Genomic DNA, 19246 nt, shown 5'->3' with positions numbered 1-19246 from the left:
CAGGCGAGGCGCCGGCGATAAATGGCCGATTATCAGTCGCAGTTCGAAACCGCGACGGACGACGGATTATAGACCTGCGTCAGGTCGCGCGCCTCGCGGATATTGAAGGCGGCGGTCGAGTGCATCCGGCGCTGGCCGACCACCTTGCCATAGAGCAACGGCTGATAATCATAATAGATTTCGACGAACATCACCGCCGTTCCCGCAGCGGCGGTCACCTCGGCACCCTCGAATCCCATACCGGGGAAATCAGTCCCCTCCTCACCGTCGCCGGCCTCACCATAGCTCGATTCGACATCGAGATCGCCATAGCAGCGCTGCCAGTGTATCCACTGCCCGCCGTCGTCGTTGCGTTCGAGGCTCGACAGGATGATGCGGCCGTGGGTCTTGAAATCCAGATTGCCGGCTTGCGTTTCGACGCCGGCGAACACCTCGTTGATGTCGGTCTCGCGCACCTGTGGCTGCGCCAGATTGCTGCCGGCAGCGATGCGCGAGGCGTTGTCGGCGGCGTTGAGCCCTATCTGGCTGATGCGCGTCTGGGTGAGCGTCAGATTGGCGATCTCCAGCCCGCCGAAGCCGACGAGGACGAGGAAGGGGATGGCGAAGGCCATTTCGATGAGCACGGTGGCGCGCGCGTCGCGCGTGAACCGGGCGATTGAATCGCGGACGCGGCGGCGGAGAGGGACGAAGCGGATCATGCGCATGTGTCCGCGGGCGCATCGGACCCGGTGGCGAAGGGCTGGTTGCGCAGCACGGTCGTCGAGGTCAGCGTCGTCGATTGCGGTTGACCGAGCATCCGCCATACCGGCAGGACGCGGTCGAATGTCATCGACGCGCTATAGAGGATGACATCGTCGGCGCCGCCATTACCGTCGCGGCCGCGGTCAGCGTCCCACTGACCGTTGCCATTGCTGTCGTCATAGCATTCGCCGGTATCGTAGCTGCCGTTCTTGTTCGCGTCGGTATAGCGTTCCTCGACGCCGACCTGATCGAAACGGTCATAGGCCTTGCGGGTGAACTTCACCTCGGCATGGGCGAATACCTGCTGCACCTGCTCGCGAACAATCGTGTCGAGCGCGGACTGGTTGCTTGCATAAGCCTCGAGCGTCGAATCGCGCCCGGCCTTACTCACCGCGCCCTGCAGCACCTGCTGCGCATACATCTGCCAGCAATAGTCGAATGCGCCCATCAGGACGAGAAGAAAGAGCGGCGCGGTCAGCGCGAACTCGATCATCGCGGCCCCGCGTTCGCTGCGCCCCAGGCGACGAAGCCAGGAGATGCTGCGCGTCATTGCGATAGCCTCAGCTTCGAGATCTGCCGCGCGATAGCCTGGAAATTTTCGTTCAGTTCATCCGAATCGTTCGATTCGTAAGCCTGTCCGGACGACGCGCAACTGTTCAGGTTGCTGTTGCTGCTGACCCCGAAAGACACGACCCAGATGGTGATGCCTTGCCTCTTCGCCCGCTCACACAACTGCCGGAAGCGGTTGTTGTGGCGCGCGATGGCATCCTTGTTGTCGGTGGCGCCGATGCGCGGTAGCGAACGCTCCAGCCCCTGATGCGACAGATTGTCCCGCGGCGTATTCATCTCACCGTCGGTCATGAACAAGATGTGACGACTGATGGGCCGGTCGTTTTTCTCCGCCTTCGCATTATCGCTTGCGAACAGGCCGGTCGGCGAAATCAGCCGCGCGCCCCACGCCATGCCGACGTCATGATAGGTGAAGCCTTTGGCTTCCAGGTCGTCGATATAATCGTCGAAGGCGGTCTCGTCGATCTCGTCGTCGGAAACGACCGTGCCGTCCTCTACCACCTTCTTCAATTTCATCGCGGCGACCGGACAGGCGGCTGTGTCGCCTCCATATTCGGCAAGGCTTGCCCTGTCCGTGCTCGACGTCTCCGGATCCGTCCGTCCGCGGTCATAAGTGAAGGCGGGAAGAAACAGCTTCCATTTGGTGGCATCATCCGATGTGGGGGACGACTCGATATCCATGTCAAAAGCCGTCGAAGGCGCCGTCTCGCTCGGGCCGAATACCGTCGTCTGGCGTTCCATGATGCAGCCGTCCCAGACTGCGGTTTCATCACTCCCGTTAGATCCCGTATTGAAAGTCAGTTCGCTGCCGGGCGCGATCGACCCAACGGGCAGGGTACGATTTTCATACCGATAGAAATATCGGTTCTTTTTCTCGCAAACCCATTCCCGGTTCCATTTGGAGCCCTGCCAGCCACATTCCTCCACTTCCTTCCATCCGTCACCGCTCCGTGAAGGCAGTGTAACGGATTCGGACAGCCAGGAGGGATCTGCATTATAGAGAATCTGGCCTACATTGACGGTACTGCTATAGGGAACGACGCCAAAACGCAGTTGCCCATCGCCGATATCCGCACCGCTCAGAGTTTCGAAGAAATCCTTTGCCGCCGTCTGCAATCCTGCGATCCGCGTGCCTCGCATCGACCCGGTCACGTCGAGCACCAGCATCACATCGACGTTTGAAATCTCCAGTTTCGCGGTGCAGTTCGCAGTCAGGGCAAACTGGTCCTTGCCGAAAATATACATCAGCGCCGTCGGCAGCGTCGCATGCGCGGTGCCGGTAACATCGGAGGCGCCTGTCGATGGCTGCTGCGAATCGAAGTTAATACCGCTGCTGCCATAGATGCCGGCGGGAAAGTTGAAGTTGAACATCTTGTTCGCTTCAGCCTCGGCGGCGTCGGTATAGGTGCCGCCGGCCATCGAGCGCCGTCCCGCGAGCACGCCCGCGTCGCAGGCCTGCTGCAGGCGAAGCTGGGTCATATAGGCGCGGCCGATGTCGACCGCCGATCCGACGATACCGATCAGCGGCACGACCGCCGCGGCGGTCAGCATGAAGGCATTGCCCCGCTGGTCGCGAAGCAGCTTTCTTGCCCCCTGCCGGATGCGGCGGATGACGGTCCCTCGCATGGTCGAACCCCCTCTTCGAACCCGCAACGCGGCCCACGGATGCGCGGCGGGTATCGTCCCACTAGGGCCAAACTGCTTACCAAATGGATAATCGGGATCATCGGGAGGCACGGCATAGCGCCGTTTCCGCTCCATATCGGGACAGGCGCAAGGCGGCGTCCGCCTGGAGTCGGAGGCGGTTAAATTCTCGTCATTCCCGGGAGAGCAGAGATGCTGATGCCATGATCGGGCTGGAGCAGGCTGTGGACTGTCCCCGGGCTATTTCATCGCACCGCTGTCGATCAGGCATTGGGGCACGGATGGCGCAGGACGTTGCCGCTCCGCGATCCGGTCACCTGCCCTCCCGCGACGGCGACGACGCCGTTGACGATCACATCGCCTATCCCCTCGGGCACGGCGGTGGGCTCCTCATAGGTCGCGCGGTCCCGGATGGTCGCAAGGTCGAATATCACGACGTCGGCCCGCATGCCCTGACGCAGCAGCCCCCGATCGGCCAGCCCAAGCCGCTGCGCGGGCCAGCCGGTCATCTTGCGGATCGCGTCCGGCAGCGTCAGCACGCCGCGCTCGCGCACATAGTCCGCGATGATGCGCGGAAAGGTGCCGTTGGCGCGGGGATGCGGCCGCCCCGCCCTCGCCGGGTCGGCGGTGCTGTCCGATACGGCCGCATCGGTGCCGATGCTGACCCAGGGCTGCTTCATCGCGAGGTCGATGTCGGCGTCGTCCATCAGGAAATAGAGCGCGCCCGCCCGCGCCGGCAGCGCGGCAAGCCAGATGTCCCAGGCCGCGTCGGCGGGATCCTTGCCGAGTGCCTTGCCGATCTCGGCAAAATTCTTGCCGTGGAACTGCCGATAGCGGTCGTTATGGGCGTTTGCCAACACGACGTTCTGCCAGCCGCCGGAGGCGTGGACGAGGTTCGACCAGTCGGCCTGCGGCCCCGCGGCGAGTTCCTTCTTGAGCTGCTTGCGCACGGCCGGATCGCGCACGGCCGCATACGCGGCCTCGCGACCCTTGGCGAAGACATGCGTCGGAACGGTCACGTCGAGCCCGGTGCCGCCGGCACGATAAGGATAGATGTTCGCGCCGATGTCGAGGCCGCGCGCCCGTGCCGCCTCGACCCGCGCGATCGCCTGCGGCATCAGCTTGCCCCACAGCGGCGCATAGGCGGCCTTGATGTGAAAAATCTCGACCTTCGCGCCACTGCGTTCGCCGATCGTCACCGCCTCGTCGATGGCGGCGAGCAGCTTGTCGCTTTCGTCGCGCATGTGCGTTGCATAGAAGCCGCCGCACTTGCCCGGTATCGCCGCCAACCGGGCGAGGTCGGCGGTCGACTGGAAGCTGGCGGGGGAATAGATGAGCGCGGATGAGATGCCGAAGACACCGGCCTTCATCGCGGTCCGCACCTCGCCCTCCATCGCGCGGAGCTGATCCTCGTTAGGCGCACCGGCCGCATCGCCCATCACCTTCACGCGCGCCTGGATCGCGCCGTAATAGGTGCCGAAATTGACCGCGATCCCCTGCTGCTCGAGCTTGCTGAAATAGCCCGCGATTTCGCCGGCGGGGACCGCGGTGCCGCCTTCGCCGGCGATCAGCGTCGTCACGCCCATGCGCAGCTTGCTGGCCGCCGATCCGTCGCGAAGCAGCACGCGCCCGGACTGGTCGAGCATGTCGATGAAGCCCGGCGAGACATAGCGTCCGCGCGCATCGATCTCTTGCTTTCCCGCGCCGTCGACCACGCCGACGCGCACGATTCGTCCGTCCGCGATCGCAACATCGGCGGCGACCCAGGGATTGCCCGCGCCGTCGAGCACGCGGCCGCCCCGGATGACGATGTCATAGGCCGGGTCGGGCGCGGGCGCCGCGGCCCCCGTCAACAGCGGCACGAAGATGAGTGCGATCGACCGGATCATGCGCTTGTCTCCCTCTATTGGTCCTCGACATAGACATATTGGTGCTGCTGGCCGTCGTTGATCGTCAGCGTGCGCTTGCCGTCCGCCGTCCCGACCAGCGCCTCGACCCCGATATTGCCCGGCCCGACCGAGACGATCGAGACGCTGCCGTCGGGATTGGCGCGGGTCGCGATCGGCCCCTCGACGAATCCGGCCTTGATCCATTTCTGTCCGCCCTGCTCGCCGACGCTGATCTGGCCGACCTCGGAATCGCGATAATGGCGGGCCAGCTTCGCGAGGACGGCGGGATCGCCGGGAAAGGTCAATCGCTCTCGGCGTGCCGCGGCCTGCGCCTTGATCCGCGCCGCCGCCGTCGCGACGTCGCGGGCCGCCTCGGGCTGACCGTCATAGAGGACTTCCAGAAGGCGGCGCAGGAACGGCCCGAGCATCGCCGCGCCCGGATCGGCATTGGTCAGGATCACCGCGCCGACGCCCGCCTCCGGCAGCGCATACCAGTTGCTGTGATAGCCGAGGAGGGTGCCGCCGTGGGTCACGACGGGAATGCCCCACGCATCGCGCTGGAACAGGCCCATGCCGTACCAGCTTCCTGGCCCCACCTGCACGCCCTTCTTCCGCCGCTCGACCAGGTTCGCCTCGCTGACCACCCGCTCGCCCTCGGGCGTGATGCCCTTCGACAGTTCGAGCTGAACATAGCGAACCATGTCCGCGGTGGTGGAAAAGGCGGCGCCCGCAGGACGATAGGGATAGGGTGCGAAATTGAAGTCGTTGCTCATCAGCGTCACACGGCCATCGACATCAAGGCCGTGCGGGGCCGCCCAGTTGCCCGCCATGCCCTTTGCATAATCGAAGGTGCTGTCCGTCATGCCGAGCGGCTTGAAGATCTTTTCCTCCATCGCGCGATCATAGGCGGCACCGATCTCCATCTCCGGATAGAGAAGGTGACCGCCGACATAGCCCGCGGCCGAAGCCATCTGATTATTATATTGGAACAGGTCGCCGAACTGGCTGGTCGGCATGGTATCGGCAAGCTGGTTGAAGGTGGCGGCAGCCGGTGCGCCGGGGTCGGCGAGGATGAAGGAATAATCCTTTCGCGGCAGCCCGGTGCAGGCGCAGACGAGATGGCGGACGAGCACGGACCGCGTGACCTCGTCATTGCCGAGGCGGAAGGCCGGATAGAGGTCGGTGACTTTCTGGTCCCAGCGCAACTTGCCTTCATCGGCGAGCACCGAAAGAAGCAGCGTCGACAGGCCCTTGGTGTTCGACGCGATCATGAATTTGGTATGCTCGTCGACCGGCTCGGGCGACCCGAGCGCGCGCACGCCGATGCCGCCCTGCCACACGACCTTGCCCTGATCGATCAGTGCAAGGCCGACGCCGGGCACGCCCAGTTCGCGCGCGCTTTCGGCGACGAAGTCGCGCAGCGCCCGAACGCGGTCGGGGGTCAACCGATGCGCGGTCCTGCCCGCGAAACTTTCGGTCTGATAACCGACCGGGTGCAGCCCCTCCCGAACGACCGACATCGCCGCCGATCGCTTGGCGGCGGTTCCCGCGGAACCATCGACGATCAGCACGGTCCACGCCGCGCCCTTGCGCAGCGCCAGCGCCGAGCGCGTCGCACGCTCGGTCGGCAGCGTTTCATAAGAAAGGTTCAGCCGTTCGTCCCAGTCCTCGCCCGGCCGGCCCGGCGTGGCGAGGCGCACCGTCGGAGCGGCGTCCGGGCGATACAGCGACCACGCCTTCGCCGCCGCCGCCGCGCCATCGGCCGCCGCGCCGACGTCGACCACCACGGCGCGCAGATCCTTTTCGGGTGAGACGAACAGGACGGCGGGGCCGCGCGTCGTCGCGGTCCAGTCCTTCGGCTGGACATATTGCACCCCCGCCGCCGTCTTGCCGTCGGTGTCGGCGGCGGCGGGCGCCTGGGCCAGCGCGGGAAGGGGAAGGCTCGCGAGGGCGAGGGCCATCAGCAATTTCATCGCGCGTCTCCTCGATCGGTCAGGGCTGAACCTGGTGGTATGCGACATGCGGCTGCGAGGTGAAGGACAGGCGCCAGTGCCCGTCCCCGCCATGGAAGCGGAGTTGTTCGTAAGGGCCGCCGGCGCGCGCGCCGGTCACCTGTTCGAACCGCAGCGGACCGACCCGTTCCCAATAGCTTGTCTTGCCGCCGCCACTGACGATGATCGCATCGGCCCCTGCGGCGCTGATCTTCAGGTCATGCTCGGGATTGGGCGGGCGGTTATAATCGCGCCGGTTGCCGCGATAGGCGCCCAGCGGCACCGCCTCGCCCGCCGGCGCGGCGACACGCGGCGCCGGGGTCTGCGGAAAGAGCCGGCCGATCAGCGCCTCGGTCAGTTCGGTGCGCCCGCCATAGCTGCCCTGTCCGCCGGTTTCGGAAACGAAGAAGCCGAGGCCCGCCTCGGGCGCAAGGATCATGTTCGAATGGAAGTCGCCGGTATTGCCGCCATGGCCGACGAGGCGCGGTCCGGCCTCGCGCACGACGAAGAAGCCGTGCGCCATGCCGGGCAGGTCGGGGGCGTTGGCGTGCGAATCGCGCATCAGCAGCGCGACCGATTCGGGTTTCAGGATGCGCGCCCCGCCGATCGCACCGCCATTCAGCATCGCCATCATGAACCGCGTCATGTCGGGCGCGCTCGACGTTCCCGAACCGGCAGGCATGATGTTGCTGAACAGTTCGAAGGGCTCGGCGACGAACCGCCCGTTTTCGACCCGATAGCCGTTCGCCATGCGCGGGGCGAGCGCGGCGGGCAGCGGTTCGCGAAAGGTCGTCGACCCCATGCCGAGCGGCGCGAAGATATGGCGCTCGACATAGTCGGCGAAGGGTTCGCCCGAAACGCGCTCGACGATATAGCCGGCCAGCGCGGCGCCGTAGTTGGAATAGGACACCTCCGTCCCCGCGGGCCACAGCCGCCGCGGGATATGCGTCTTCATCCACTCGCCATAGGGGACGAGCTTGTCGACCGCGGGCGCGGTGATGCCGCCGATGTCGCTCATGCCCGGCGTATGCGACAGCAGGTCGCGCACCCGGATCGGCTGGCCTTCGAAATCGGGGATAGGATAGTCGATATAATCGTTCACATCGGCATCGAGACTGACGCGGCCGGCCTCGACCTGCTGCAGCAGTGCGGTCCAGGTGAACATCTTGGACACCGATCCGGGCCGGAACAGGGTCGTCTGCGCATCGACCGCGACCCCCTTGTCGACATCGGCGAAACCATAGCCGCGCGCGAACAGCACGCGGCCCTGATGGACGACGGTGACGACCGCGCCCGCGACCTCGCGCGTCGCGATCTGCTGCGCCATCACGCCATCGACGAAATCGGCGAGGCCCGCGAGCCGTTCGGGCGCGACGGTATAGGCGGCGTCCGGCTGCGCCTGGGCGATGACCGCGGACGGAAGCGCTGCGCCACCGAGCAGCGCGGCAGCAAAGGCGTGATACCAAATCGAGCGTCGGGACATGAAGGAACCTCTCTGCCTGGGTCGAACAAGAGTCGGACCCGACGCCTTCGCGCCGGGCCGAAGGGAAACGTCAATCCGCGCTCAGGCAGGACGCGACCAGCGCCTCGAACGCCGGTCCGCCGCGCATCGGGTCGGCAACCGGCAAGCCGAGCCGCCGGCTCTCTTTCGCCATGAGTTCGGCTGCCGCATCGTCGGTCATCGCCGCGGTGTTGAATGCATAGCCGCCGCAGCGGATCGCCGGATTCGTCCGGCGGCCGAGGCGCGTGGTAAGCTCGGTGATCTCCTCGACACTGGTCACCGGAAAGCCCGGCATGCCGAGCATCTCGGTACGGCCCGGTTCGTGACAGACGACGAAGACGTCGGGCTGGCTGCCGTGAAGCAACCCCAGCGACACCGCCGCATAGGCGGGATGGGTCAGCGCCCCCTGCCCTTCGATGATGTCCCAATGATCCGCATCGGCATCGGGCGACAGCAGTTCGGCGGCGCCGGCCTCGAAGTCCGAAACCACGGCGTCCATCGGGATGCCGCCACCCGCGATCATGATGCCGGTCTGCCCGCTGGCGCGGAAATCCGCCGCAATGCCGCGCCGCTCAAAGGCGCGAAACAGGGCGAGCGCCGTATATTTCTTGCCGAGCGCGCAATCGGTGCCGACGGTGAGCAGCCGCTTGCCGCTGCGCTTGCGCCCGGTGCCCACCGGAATCTGCCGGGGCGGGACACGGACGTCGATCAGTTGCCGGCCGAGGCGCCGTGCCGCTTCGACCAGTTCGGGAATATCGGAGAGGCGCATGTGCATGCCGGCGATCAGATCGAGCCCGGCCTCTAGCGCCTCGATCAGCGAAACGCGCCAACTGGCGGGGATCACCCCCCCCTGATTGGCGACACCGATCACCAGCGCCCGCGCGCCCCGCGCCCGCGCCTCCGCCGCCGTCACCGCGTCGAGACCGGCGGTGACCGTGGCGCCGGGAAGGCGGAGTTCGCCGACGCATTTTTCGGGCGCCCAGTCGCGGAGCCCGAACGCGGTCTTGGCATAGCCACGGACCGTCGTGTCGCCGAGGAACAGGACATAGGGCTGCGGGAGCAGGAGCGCGCTCGCCATGCGGTCGGTGGGGGCATTCATCGTGCAGCTCGCGGCAGGAGGGGAACGGGTGCGATCGCCACGGTCAGCCGCCCCAGGTCGCGGTCAGCAGGCGCTGGAAATTGCCGCCGAGCACCGCGAGGATGTTCGCGTCGGAATAGTCGCGGCGCAGCAGTTCCTCGGTCAGGTCGAACATCTTGAGCGGGTGATCGAAACCGTCGATGTCGATCTTCTCGCGGAAGGCATAGCTGTCCTTGTAGGCGCCGCGCAGCATCTTGTTCATCTCCGGCGACGTGTCGTCATAGCCGTAGAGGTCGGAATCGGTGCCGATGCCGACATGGTCGATGCCGACCAGCTTCACGACATGATCGATATGGTCGACATAGTTCACGATGGTGGTCGGGTCGGTCTTGCTGACAAAGTTGCGCACGCCCGTGATGCCCATCACGCCGCCCTTGGCGGCGAGCGCCTTGATCGCCTCGTCGGTCTTGACGCGGGGGTGGTCGATCAGCGCGCGGCAGTTGCTGTGCGTGATCGCGATCGGCTTGGCCGAGATGTCGATGGCGTCGAGGGTCGTGCGGTCGCCGCTGTGCGAGACGTCGACCAGCATCCCGACCGCGTTCATCGCCTCGATGATCCGCGCGCCGAAGTCGCTCACGCCGCCGTCAACGCGGTCGGTCGACCCCGATCCGATGCGATTCTGCGAATTGTAGGTGAGCTGGGCGCAGCGCTGGCCGATCTGGTAGAAGGTCTTGACGTCAGCGGGGCGCAGGAAATGATCCGCATTCTGCAGGCCCATGATCACCGCGACCTTGCCGTCGCGCTTGGCGCGCAGGATATCGGCGAACTTGTCGACGCCCGTGAAGACATGGCTGTTGCGCGCGACGAAATTGCCCCAGATCGCAAAGAAGCTGAGCGCCTGCTCCTTCGCGGTGGGGCCGCCGAGGCCGACCGCGTGATGGATGGCGGTGATGCCGCTCGCCCGGAAGTCCGCGGCCTCCTTTTCGCTCAGCGCCTTGGCGTAATATTCAGGGCTGAAGTCGATCTTGATCGGCGCGAGCATATCAATCACGACCGCGCGCTGCACCAGCTCTATCGCCCGCTTCGAATAGACGCGGTTCGTCGCCGGATTGATCTGGAAATGCGCGCGCGCGACATAGGGGGCCGCCAAGGGGGCGGCGATGGCCGCGCCCGCACCGCATATCGCCTGCCGTCGAGAAAGAAGCATCTCACCCCCTTTGATCTATTCATATTTTCTACTTGGGACGATATTATCCCAATTGGGATCGGTCAATCCCCTTTCACCCGGGGAAGGCGGCATCGCTCACCGCACCGCCGGCAACTCCACACAGGATTGGTGGCCCGGCGCGTGACGAACGCTGTTCGTGGCAATCGCTCCCTTGCTCTCGCGCTCATCGTTGCCGCCCGTGTTCAGGTTGTGCACGAATGTGGGGAAATTGGACGAGGCGATCGGGGATTCGGCGAGCGTCGCCCGCTCGCCCTCAAGCACATCGGCCGAAAGATCCTGCGCCGCCAAGGCGGTCGCGAGAAGCGGAGCAAGCAGCAGGCGCAGGCGTGGCATCAGCCAATCCCCACCCCCGACATGATTCGATATCCAGCCTCAGCAGACCTCCATATGCATCCGCCGTCAAAGATAGGCTTAATTTTTCTTATAAGAAACTTATTGTCCCATGAGAGACATTATGCCACATTCGCCAAGGGAAGATCGGCCCAGCAGCGGTCGAGTTGAAAAATGGGGTGGATGATGCACAGGAATTCCGGGAAGCTCGGTCATATCTTCGTTCGCGAGGCCAGCGCCGCTGCGCTGCTCGCGGGTCTGCTGACGGCACTGCCCGCGGCGGCGCAGACGGCGTCCGCTGACCAGGCGGTCGAGGAGCCGGACAATGGCAACGATATCGTCGTCACCGGATCGCGCATTCAGCGCGATGGTTTCGACCAGCCCACGCCGACCACGGTTCTGGGCGCCACCGAATTTCGCCAGGCCGCTGCGGTCAATCTTCAGCAGGCGCTCAACGAACTGCCCCAGATCCGCAACTCGGTCTCGGCCAACCAGTCGATCGGCAACACCACGAGCGGCACGGCGCCGGTCGAGCTTCGCGGCCTCGGCACCTCCCGGACCCTGACGCTCGTCAACGGCCGGCGCTTCATCGGCGACAACAACCTCAATTTCGTGCCGACGAACCTTGTCGAGCGGGTCGAACTGGTGACGGGCGGCGCGTCCGCCGCATGGGGGTCCGGCGCCGTTGCCGGCGTCGTGAACATCATCCTCAACGACAAGCTCGACGGGCTGCAACTGGGCGCCGAGACGGGCATTTCGTCGCGCGGCGACGGCTTCCGCTATCGTCTCGACGGCGCGTTCGGGACGAGCTTCGCGGGCGGAGCGGGTCATTTCATGATCGGCGCCGAATATCTGAAGGACGAGGGGATCGGCGTCAGCGGTCGCGACGACCGCCCATGGTTCGGCGCCGGCCTCGTCAATATCGGCGGCGGGCAGCGCGAGTTGCAGCCAAACGTCGACGATCTGGCACCGATCACCTTCGGCGGAACCGTCCTGAGCGGCCCACTGGCCGGTCAGACGTTCAACCCCGACGGAAGCCTGCGGCCGGCCGGGCCGGGCGACTTCTTCAGCCTCTATGACACGCTGATCGTCGGCAGCCCGCTCGATCGGCTGGGAAGCTATGCCCGGCTGTCCTACGACGTGGGCGATACGAAATTCTGGGTCGATGCCGCCTATGGCCGCACGAAAGTGAATCAGCCCTTCTTCCCCGACCCGGCGTCGTCGGTCCTTCTGTTCAATGTCTCGGCGACCAACGCCTTTCTGTCGCCCGCTATCCAGCAGCAGCTCGCGGATGCCGGCGAGACCTCCTTCACTCTTGGCCGCATGTCCCGCGACGCCTTCCTCCTCCGCTTCGACGCGCAGCGCGAGACGAAGGAGATCGCCTTCGGGGTCGAGGGCAGTATCGGCGGCGGCTGGACCTATGACGCGCACTACAGTCACGGCGAACTCGACAGCAATTCCCGATTCTACAACTCGTCGATCCCGGCCAATTTCCTTCGCGCGATCGATGCGGTGGAATCGGGGGGCAATATCGTCTGCGCGGTCAATGCGGACGCCGATCCCGCCAACGACGATCCGGCCTGCGTGCCGTTCAATCCCTTCGGGGAGGTCGCGCCGTCGGCCGACGCAGTGAACTATGTCACCGGAACCCAGATGTCCAAGAGCGTCAGCAAGCTCGATTCGGTCGGAGTCCGGTTGCAGGGCGATCCCTTCTCGCTCTGGGCGGGCCCGGTATCGGTCGCGCTGGGCGCCGAAGCGCGCTGGGAAGAGCAGTCCGAATCGATCGGCGAACTGGACACCGCGGGCGTCTTCGGCACGCCGATCTTCAACGATCCCCTCGAAGGCGGCTTCAACGTCAAGGAAGCCTTCGTCGAAGCGCTGGTACCGCTGGTGAAAACCGACGGTATCGACGTCGAAGCGAACGGTGCGGCGCGCTATTCCGACTATAGCCTCAGCGGCGGCATCTGGTCGTGGAAGATCGGCGGCACCGCGCGCCTCTTTGGCGACCTTCTCCTCCGCGCGACGCGGTCGCGCGATATCCGGGCACCGAGCATCGGCAATTTGTTCGCGGTCAATTCGATCAACATCCGCCCCGTCGTCGATAACGACAGCGCGGGCCGCGACGCCGATCCGGACTATGACAGCAATCCGACGGCCACGATCTTCAGCGGCGGCAACGCGGATCTGGTGCCCGAGGTCGCGAAGAGCTGGACGGTCGGCGGCTCCTATTCGCCGTCCTTCGTTCCGGGACTGGCGCTCTCGGTCGATTATTACAGCATCGACATCGGCAATGCGATCGCGACACCCGACGCGGCGGACATCACGGCGGCATGTGCCGCCGGCGATACGGCCGCCTGCGACCGCATAATCCGCGACGGCACCGGCACGATCACGACCGTCTATGCCCTGGCCCAGAACATCGCCAAGTTCGAGACGAGCGGATTCGACCTTGAAATGTCGTACCGGCTTCCGCTGTCCAGCGGCGGTTCGCTGAATTTCCGGGCTCTTGCGACCTATGTCGACAAGCTCATCACCGACACCGGGTCAACCCGGCGCGATGTCTCCGGCAATGTCGGCGATTCGGTGCTCAGCGGCCTGCCCAAATGGCGGGGTATTTTCAGCGTCAGCTATCAGAGCGAAACGCTCGGGGTCGATGCGCGCCTGCGCTATGCCGGGGGCGGACAGTTCAACGACCAGTTGGATATCGTGAACGGCGACATCGGCGCGCGGGTGTATCTCGACCTGGGGGCGCAGTTCCACGTGGGCGAAAAGTTCACCTTCTTCACGAATGTCAAAAACGTCTTCGACAGGAACCCGCCGCTGATCACGACGACCTACAGCGCTCACTATGACGTGGTCGGCCGCTATCTGAGCTTCGGTGCCAAGCTGAAGCTCTGAATTCTTCAGCTAGTACGGACACCTGCCTTGGAAGGCCGTCGAAGGGCGCGCTTGTCGTCGTCAGGCGCCCTTCGACAGGCTCAGGGCCCGATGGCATGAAGACACAAAGCCTTGGGCACCCTGTGGCGCGTCTGCTATCGCCCTTGCCATGCCTGCCACCCCCGCCTGGCCGCCCGCCAGCACGCCCCGCCTGTTTGTGGACCAGCCGCTCGGCGCCGATACGGCACCGACTGTCGAGGGTGCAGCCGCCCATTATCTGCTCCACGTCATGCGCGCGAAGCCGGGCGATCCGCTCCTCCTCTTCGACAATCGCAGCGGCGAATGGCTTGCCACCGTCACCGACGCCGGCAAGCGCGCGCTGACGCTGCGGATCGAGCGGCAGACGCGGGCGCGCGAGGCGGTTCCCGACCTCTGGCTCTGCTTCGCGCCTGTCAAGAAGGCGCGGCTCGACTGGATCGTTGAAAAGGCGACCGAACTCGGCGTCGCCCGCCTGCAACCCGTGTTCACCGAGCGCACGATCGTCGAGCGCGTCAAGCGCGAGCGGATCGAGGCGCAGATCGTCGAAGCGTGCGAACAATGCGGGCGCACCGCGCTCCCCGAACTCGCCGAGCCGGTCAAGCTGCCGCAGCTTCTGAAGGGCTGGCCCGCCGCCCGCGCGCTGCTGTTCGCCGACGAGGCGGGCGGCGCGCCGATGGCCGGGATCGACGCGCCCGCGCCCGCCGCGATTCTGACCGGCCCCGAGGGCGGCTTCACCGACCGCGAGCGCGCCGCGCTGCTCGCCGTCCCGGCGGTGCGCCACGTCGCGCTCGGCCCACGCATCCTGCGCGCCGAAACCGCCGCCATCGCCGCCACCGCGCTGTGGATGGCGGCACACGGGGACTGGGGCGCCGACCGTTCCGCGGGCTGATGCAATCACCCTCTGGTAAGACGGGCGCGCGCACCCTAAATGCTCGGCCATGAGCACGCGGCAGGTTTCCGATCGGAACGATCCCATCATCGAAAGCCGCGACCAGCTCGCGGCCCCCATGGCCAGGGGCGAGAAGCCCAGGGAGCAATGGCGGATCGGCACCGAGCACGAGAAATTCGTCTATCGCACCGCCGATCAGCGCGCGCCCTCCTATGACGAACCCGGCGGCATCCGCGACCTGCTGATGGCGCTCACCCGCTTCGGCTGGGAGCCGGTGATCGAGGGCGGGCACGTCATCGCGCTGTCGGGCAGCGACGGCGCGATCAGCCTCGAACCCGCGGGGCAGCTCGAACTGTCGGGCGCTCCGCTCGAAAATCTTCACCAGACCTGCGCCGAGACCGGCCGCCACCTCAAGCAGGTCAAGGAGGTCGGCGCCGAACTCGGCCTCGGTTTCCTCGGGCTGGGCATGTGGCCCGACAAGACGCGCGCCGAACTGCCGATCATGCCCAAGGGACGCTACCGGATCATGCTCGCGCATATGCCGCGCGTTGGCAGCATGGGCCTCGACATGATGCTGCGCACCTGCACCATCCAGACCAACCTCGATTATGCGTCCGAGGCCGACATGGTGCAAAAATTCCGCGTTTCGCTGGCGCTCCAGCCGCTCGCGACCGCGCTCTTCGCCTCCTCGCCCTTCACCGAGGGGAAGCCGAACGGCTATCTGTCCTATCGCAGCCACATCTGGACCGACACCGACCCGGCGCGCACCGGCATGCTGCCCTTCGTGTTCGAGGACGGCTTCGGCTATGACCGCTATGTCGACTATATGCTCGACGTGCCGATGTATTTCGTGTTCCGCGACGGCCAGTATATCGACGCCGCCGGGCAGAGCTTCCGCGACTTCCTGAAGGGCGAACTGCCGGCGCTTCCGGGCGAGCTGCCGCGCCTGTCCGACTGGACCGACCATCTGTCGACCGCCTTTCCCGAGGTCCGGCTCAAGAGCTTCCTCGAAATGCGCGGCGCCGACGGCGGCCCGTGGAACCGCATCTGCGCGCTCCCGGCCTTGTGGGTCGGGCTGCTCTACGATCAGGCCGCACTCGACGCAGCCTGGGATCTGGTCAAGGGCTGGAGCATCGAGGACCAGCAGGCCCTGCGCGATGCGGTGCCGAAGGAGGGCCTCTGCGCTCCCGCGCCCGGCGGCGGCACCGTGGGCGACCTCGTCACCCGCGTGCTCGACATCGCCGCAGCGGGCCTCGCGGCGCGCGGCGAGGTCAATTCGATGGGCGACAATGAGGTCGGCTTCCTCGAACCGCTCCGCCGTATCGCCAAGAGCGGCAAGTCGCCCGCGCACGACCTTCTCGACCGCTACGAAGGCGCGTGGGGCCGCGATCTGTCGAAGATCTACGACGAGTTGAGCTTCTAGCGCATGGCGGCGCGATAGCGATGCCCACCGATCTTCTGATCCGCGCGCCGGTGCAGGGCGATTTCGACCGCTGGTTGCCGCTGTGGCAGGGCTATAATGAATTCTACGGCCGCAGCGGCACCACCGCGCTTCCCTCCGACGTCACCTCCGCGACCTGGGTGCGTTTCTTCGACCCCGACCAGCCGGTCCATGCGCTCGTCGCCGAGGCCGAGGGCGAACTGCTCGGCCTCGTCCATTATCTCTATCACCGCAGCACGACATCGATCGCCGACATCTGTTACCTGCAGGACCTGTTCACCGCCGAAGCGGCACGCGGACGCGGCATCGCCTCCGCACTGATCCTACGTGTGGCCGAGGAAGCGCGCGCGGCGGGCGCGGTGCGCGTCTATTGGCAGACGCACGAGACCAACAACACCGCGCGCCGCCTCTACGACGCCATCGCCGAACGCTCGGGCTTCCTCGTCTATCGCATCGCGCTCTGACCGGCCTCGCGGCCCCGCCGCCCGGCCTTATGCTGCGGCGGAACCAGCAGGATGCCCGCCGATGCCGATCATGGCCGCCCGCCTCTACGACAAGGGAAAGCTCGTCCGCGACCTCGGCCCCGACGAGGCGATTCCCGACGAATGCGCCGAGGGCGAATTCTTCTGGCTCGGCCTCTACGAACCGACGCCGGGCGAGCTCGAGCGCGTCGCGCAGCGTTTCGGCCTCCACCCGCTCGCGGTCGAGGACGCGCTGAAGGCGAACCAGCTCCCCAAAGCCGACGTCTATGGCGACCAGCTTTTCGTCATCGCACGCGCCGCCAATCTCGACGGCGATACGATCCAGCCGGGCGAGACCGCGATCTTCCTTGGCCGCCATTTCCTCGTCTCGGTGCGCCACGGTTCGGCGCGCGGCCATGCCGAGGTGCGCGCGCGGCTCGAATCCTCGCCGGCGCTGCTCGGCCACGGTCCCGACTATGTGCTGCACGCAATCCTCGACTTCATCGTCGACGGTTATTTCCCGGTGATCGACGCGATCGAGGACCGGCTGCTGCTGGTCGAGGACAGCGTCATGGACACGCCGCTCGACGCGCAGGAAATCCGCCACCTCTATGCCCAGCGGCACGAGATCATCCGTTTTCAGCGCATCGCGGGGCTGATGAAGGATTTGACCTGGAAGCTCGCCACGACCCAGCTCCCCGGTATCGACGAGCCGGTACGCCCCTTCTTCCGCGACGTGTGGGATCATGTCCAGCGCGCCGAGTTCCGTCTTGCCGGTCTGCGCGACATCGCCGCCGGGGTGGTCGAGACCAACGGCCTGCTCGAACAGCAGCGCCAGGGCGTCATCACCCGCCAGCTTGCCGCCTGGGCCGCGATCCTCGCCGTGCCGACCGCGATCGCCGGCATCTACGGCATGAATTTCCTGCACATGCCCGAACTGCACTGGGGGCTCGGCTACCCCTTCGCGCTTGGCCTGATGGCCAGCGTCTGCGGCCTGCTCTACTGGCGCTTCAAGCGCATCGGCTGGCTGTAGCTCCATCCTCCCCCAACGGGAGAGGTTGCTGCGAATCCTACGCCACCGGCCCGACGCGCGGATCGGGTTCGAGCCGGATCAGCGGCCGCGGCCGCCCCGTCAGCTTCGCGAACAGCCGCGGCACCAGCGCATTCGCCTGCGCCCAGTTCCAATAGGCCTGATAGGCCGGATCGCCGAGCAGATGCTTCTCCTCGGTCTTCGCGCGCCAGTAATAGACCCCGCTGACCAGCGCCAGCAGCACGGTGTTGCGCAGACCCTCGAACCAGCCGCCGGCCGTGACGAGGAAGGGCAGCGAGCCGACCCACCAGCTCAGATTCTTCGAGACATAGGCGGGGTGGCGGGTGAAGGCATAGGGGCCGTGGGTGATGACGCCGCGGTGCGTCAGGTTCGAAAAGCGGATGCCGAACGCCATCGTCGCCCAGGCATAGACGGTGATCAGCGCCACCAGCACCGCGCCCCACAGTGCCATCAGCATATCGTGCCCCGCGAACCAATGGCCCCAATCCGACCCGCCGATCTGATAGTCGAGCGGGCCGCCGTTCATCAGGATGAAGGGCGGATAGCAGATCAGCGCCGCGACCCACGCCATGCCATAGGGATTGGCGGTGCGGATGTGCGCGTCGAGCGGCTTCAGCGTCAATATATAGCCGACGGTCGCGACATGGACATCGACCAGATAGAGCAGGTTGATCGTCCACAACCCGGTCATATAGGGATTCGCGAGCACGTCGCGCATCTCGACCGAGACGAGCGAAGAGAAATTGCCCGGCACGATCGACAGCATGAAAGCGGTGAAGAAGCCCTTGACCGTCCAGGCGCGTGCATGGTGCGCGATCGCCCGGCCATCGACGGACTGCCCAGGAGCGATCAGCCAGCGGCCGAAGGCATAGCAGCCGTCGCGCGGCTCGATCAGGCGGCGGTCGAGCCACAGCATATAGGGCACCGATACGAGCAGCAACCACGGCGCCGCGAGCACGAGCAGGTCCATCGCAAAGGCGTAATTGCCTTCCCAATAATAGCGCATCATCGCATAGGCGAAGGCGATCAGCGCCCAGGTCGCCCACAAGCCGGCGAGCTTGGTCAGGCTGATGTCGATCGTTTCGCGCCACGGACGGCGCAGCGACCAGTCGATGCCGGTCGACGGATTGCGATGCACCTTGTCGACCAGCACCGACCACAGCACCATCGGCACGCCGCAGGCGAGCACGCTCGCGATGGCCGAAACCGGCCCGTCCATCCGCCCGCGATTCCCCCAGTCGATGCCGAGAAAGGCCGCGATTTCGGGCGCGTAGCGCGCGAGGAGCAGATAGGATAGGAGACCGACCAGCCCAACGACCCCCACTCCGGCGCTGACCGCCGAGCGCGGGCGCGGCGCGCGGGCCGCGGCCTCGGTCGCGGAGGCATCGGTCGCCGTCGCCGCGGAGAGTGTGGGCATGTGAGTCACCGCTTCCGCCTACCCTCAAATGGTAAGCAAGCCGTCAACGATGACCGACATCGCCATCCTGCGTCATGCGATTTTGCCGCGCGAGTCGCG

15 protein-coding genes are annotated in these 19246 nt (G+C 65.9%); 5 read left to right on the top strand and 10 right to left on the bottom strand.

Annotation, left to right across the window (positions count from 1 at the left end; all coding sequences use genetic code 11):
* Positions 1 to 32: 32 nt before the first annotated feature.
* The 9 genes from FHR21_RS04520 to FHR21_RS04480 form a co-directional block, all read right to left on the bottom strand.
* A complete protein-coding gene (locus FHR21_RS04520) occupies positions 33 to 698 on the bottom strand; it encodes a TadE/TadG family type IV pilus assembly protein (protein WP_184095784.1) in 666 nt (221 codons plus the stop codon).
* On the bottom strand, positions 695 to 1291 hold the full coding sequence (locus FHR21_RS04515; RefSeq protein ID WP_184095782.1) for a TadE/TadG family type IV pilus assembly protein: 597 nt from the start codon (positions 1289 to 1291) through the stop codon (positions 695 to 697). Before FHR21_RS04515 ends, FHR21_RS04520 begins: the two co-directional genes overlap by 4 nt.
* The gene (locus tag FHR21_RS04510) at positions 1288 to 2937 is read right to left on the bottom strand and encodes a TadE/TadG family type IV pilus assembly protein (protein WP_184095780.1); all 1650 of its coding nucleotides are present in this window, start codon (positions 2935 to 2937) and stop codon (positions 1288 to 1290) included. Before FHR21_RS04510 ends, FHR21_RS04515 begins: the two co-directional genes overlap by 4 nt.
* 281 nt (positions 2938 to 3218) lie before the next feature.
* Positions 3219 to 4844 carry an N-acyl-D-amino-acid deacylase family protein gene (locus FHR21_RS04505; protein ID WP_184095778.1) on the bottom strand — a complete coding sequence of 542 codons (1626 nt, stop codon included), beginning with the start codon at positions 4842 to 4844 and terminating at the stop codon, positions 3219 to 3221.
* 14 nt (positions 4845 to 4858) lie between these two features.
* Positions 4859 to 6817: a serine hydrolase domain-containing protein gene (locus FHR21_RS04500; RefSeq protein ID WP_184095776.1), complete on the bottom strand. Its 1959-nt coding sequence runs from the start codon at positions 6815 to 6817 to the stop codon at positions 4859 to 4861.
* 19 nt (positions 6818 to 6836) lie between these two features.
* A complete protein-coding gene (locus tag FHR21_RS04495; RefSeq protein ID WP_184095774.1) occupies positions 6837 to 8318 on the bottom strand; it encodes a serine hydrolase domain-containing protein in 1482 nt (493 codons plus the stop codon).
* A 70-nt stretch (positions 8319 to 8388) separates the two neighbouring features.
* Positions 8389 to 9435 carry an N-acetyltransferase DgcN family protein gene (locus FHR21_RS04490; RefSeq protein WP_184095772.1) on the bottom strand — a complete coding sequence of 349 codons (1047 nt, stop codon included), beginning with the start codon at positions 9433 to 9435 and terminating at the stop codon, positions 8389 to 8391.
* A 43-nt stretch (positions 9436 to 9478) separates the two neighbouring features.
* A complete protein-coding gene (locus FHR21_RS04485) occupies positions 9479 to 10621 on the bottom strand; it encodes a dipeptidase (protein WP_184095770.1) in 1143 nt (380 codons plus the stop codon).
* 96 nt (positions 10622 to 10717) lie between these two features.
* Positions 10718 to 10975, bottom strand: coding sequence for a hypothetical protein (locus tag FHR21_RS04480; protein WP_184095768.1), 258 nt, complete (start codon positions 10973 to 10975; stop codon positions 10718 to 10720).
* A gap of 183 nt (positions 10976 to 11158) precedes the next feature.
* Here FHR21_RS04480 and FHR21_RS04475 point away from each other — a divergent pair, with 183 nt between their 5' ends.
* From FHR21_RS04475 to FHR21_RS04455, 5 genes are all read left to right on the top strand, one after another.
* Positions 11159 to 13870 carry a TonB-dependent receptor plug domain-containing protein gene (locus FHR21_RS04475; RefSeq protein ID WP_184095766.1) on the top strand — a complete coding sequence of 904 codons (2712 nt, stop codon included), beginning with the start codon at positions 11159 to 11161 and terminating at the stop codon, positions 13868 to 13870.
* A 148-nt stretch (positions 13871 to 14018) separates the two neighbouring features.
* Positions 14019 to 14777 (top strand): 16S rRNA (uracil(1498)-N(3))-methyltransferase, encoded by a 759-nt coding sequence (locus FHR21_RS04470; protein WP_184095764.1) that lies wholly within the window; start codon positions 14019 to 14021, stop codon positions 14775 to 14777.
* A gap of 49 nt (positions 14778 to 14826) precedes the next feature.
* Entirely contained in the window at positions 14827 to 16200 is a 1374-nt protein-coding gene (locus FHR21_RS04465) for a glutamate--cysteine ligase (RefSeq protein ID WP_184095762.1), read from the top strand.
* A gap of 20 nt (positions 16201 to 16220) precedes the next feature.
* Positions 16221 to 16682 (top strand): GNAT family N-acetyltransferase, encoded by a 462-nt coding sequence (locus tag FHR21_RS04460; RefSeq protein WP_184095760.1) that lies wholly within the window; start codon positions 16221 to 16223, stop codon positions 16680 to 16682.
* Positions 16683 to 16743: 61 nt separating this feature from the next.
* Entirely contained in the window at positions 16744 to 17712 is a 969-nt protein-coding gene (locus tag FHR21_RS04455) for a magnesium and cobalt transport protein CorA (RefSeq protein ID WP_184095758.1), read from the top strand.
* Positions 17713 to 17749: 37 nt separating this feature from the next.
* Here the strand turns inward: FHR21_RS04455 and FHR21_RS04450 are convergent, their stop codons facing one another.
* On the bottom strand, positions 17750 to 19147 hold the full coding sequence (locus FHR21_RS04450) for a methyltransferase family protein (RefSeq protein WP_184095756.1): 1398 nt from the start codon (positions 19145 to 19147) through the stop codon (positions 17750 to 17752).
* Positions 19148 to 19246 lie beyond the last annotated feature (99 nt).

It is taken from the genome of Sphingopyxis panaciterrulae (genome assembly GCF_014199295.1).
In the GTDB taxonomy this organism is placed as follows: domain Bacteria; phylum Pseudomonadota; class Alphaproteobacteria; order Sphingomonadales; family Sphingomonadaceae; genus Sphingopyxis; species Sphingopyxis panaciterrulae.
The sequence above is the reverse complement of the archived record's forward strand: the minus strand, read 5'-3'. Positions and strand labels throughout refer to the sequence as shown.

Coding starts and splice junctions, on each gene's coding strand:
- FHR21_RS04460 (WP_184095760.1), top strand. CDS start 16,221: ATGCCCACCGATCTTCTGATCCGCGCGCCGGTGCAGGGCGATTTCGAC.
- FHR21_RS04480 (WP_184095768.1), bottom strand. CDS start 10,975: ATGCCACGCCTGCGCCTGCTGCTTGCTCCGCTTCTCGCGACCGCCTTG.
- FHR21_RS04455 (WP_184095758.1), top strand. CDS start 16,744: ATGCCGATCATGGCCGCCCGCCTCTACGACAAGGGAAAGCTCGTCCGC.
- FHR21_RS04470 (WP_184095764.1), top strand. CDS start 14,019: ATGCCTGCCACCCCCGCCTGGCCGCCCGCCAGCACGCCCCGCCTGTTT.
- FHR21_RS04505 (WP_184095778.1), bottom strand. CDS start 4,844: ATGATCCGGTCGATCGCACTCATCTTCGTGCCGCTGTTGACGGGGGCC.
- FHR21_RS04515 (WP_184095782.1), bottom strand. CDS start 1,291: ATGACGCGCAGCATCTCCTGGCTTCGTCGCCTGGGGCGCAGCGAACGC.
- FHR21_RS04475 (WP_184095766.1), top strand. CDS start 11,159: ATGCACAGGAATTCCGGGAAGCTCGGTCATATCTTCGTTCGCGAGGCC.
- FHR21_RS04450 (WP_184095756.1), bottom strand. CDS start 19,147: ATGCCCACACTCTCCGCGGCGACGGCGACCGATGCCTCCGCGACCGAG.
- FHR21_RS04495 (WP_184095774.1), bottom strand. CDS start 8,318: ATGTCCCGACGCTCGATTTGGTATCACGCCTTTGCTGCCGCGCTGCTC.
- FHR21_RS04490 (WP_184095772.1), bottom strand. CDS start 9,435: ATGAATGCCCCCACCGACCGCATGGCGAGCGCGCTCCTGCTCCCGCAG.
- FHR21_RS04520 (WP_184095784.1), bottom strand. CDS start 698: ATGATCCGCTTCGTCCCTCTCCGCCGCCGCGTCCGCGATTCAATCGCC.
- FHR21_RS04465 (WP_184095762.1), top strand. CDS start 14,827: ATGAGCACGCGGCAGGTTTCCGATCGGAACGATCCCATCATCGAAAGC.
- FHR21_RS04510 (WP_184095780.1), bottom strand. CDS start 2,937: ATGCGAGGGACCGTCATCCGCCGCATCCGGCAGGGGGCAAGAAAGCTG.
- FHR21_RS04500 (WP_184095776.1), bottom strand. CDS start 6,817: ATGAAATTGCTGATGGCCCTCGCCCTCGCGAGCCTTCCCCTTCCCGCG.
- FHR21_RS04485 (WP_184095770.1), bottom strand. CDS start 10,621: ATGCTTCTTTCTCGACGGCAGGCGATATGCGGTGCGGGCGCGGCCATC.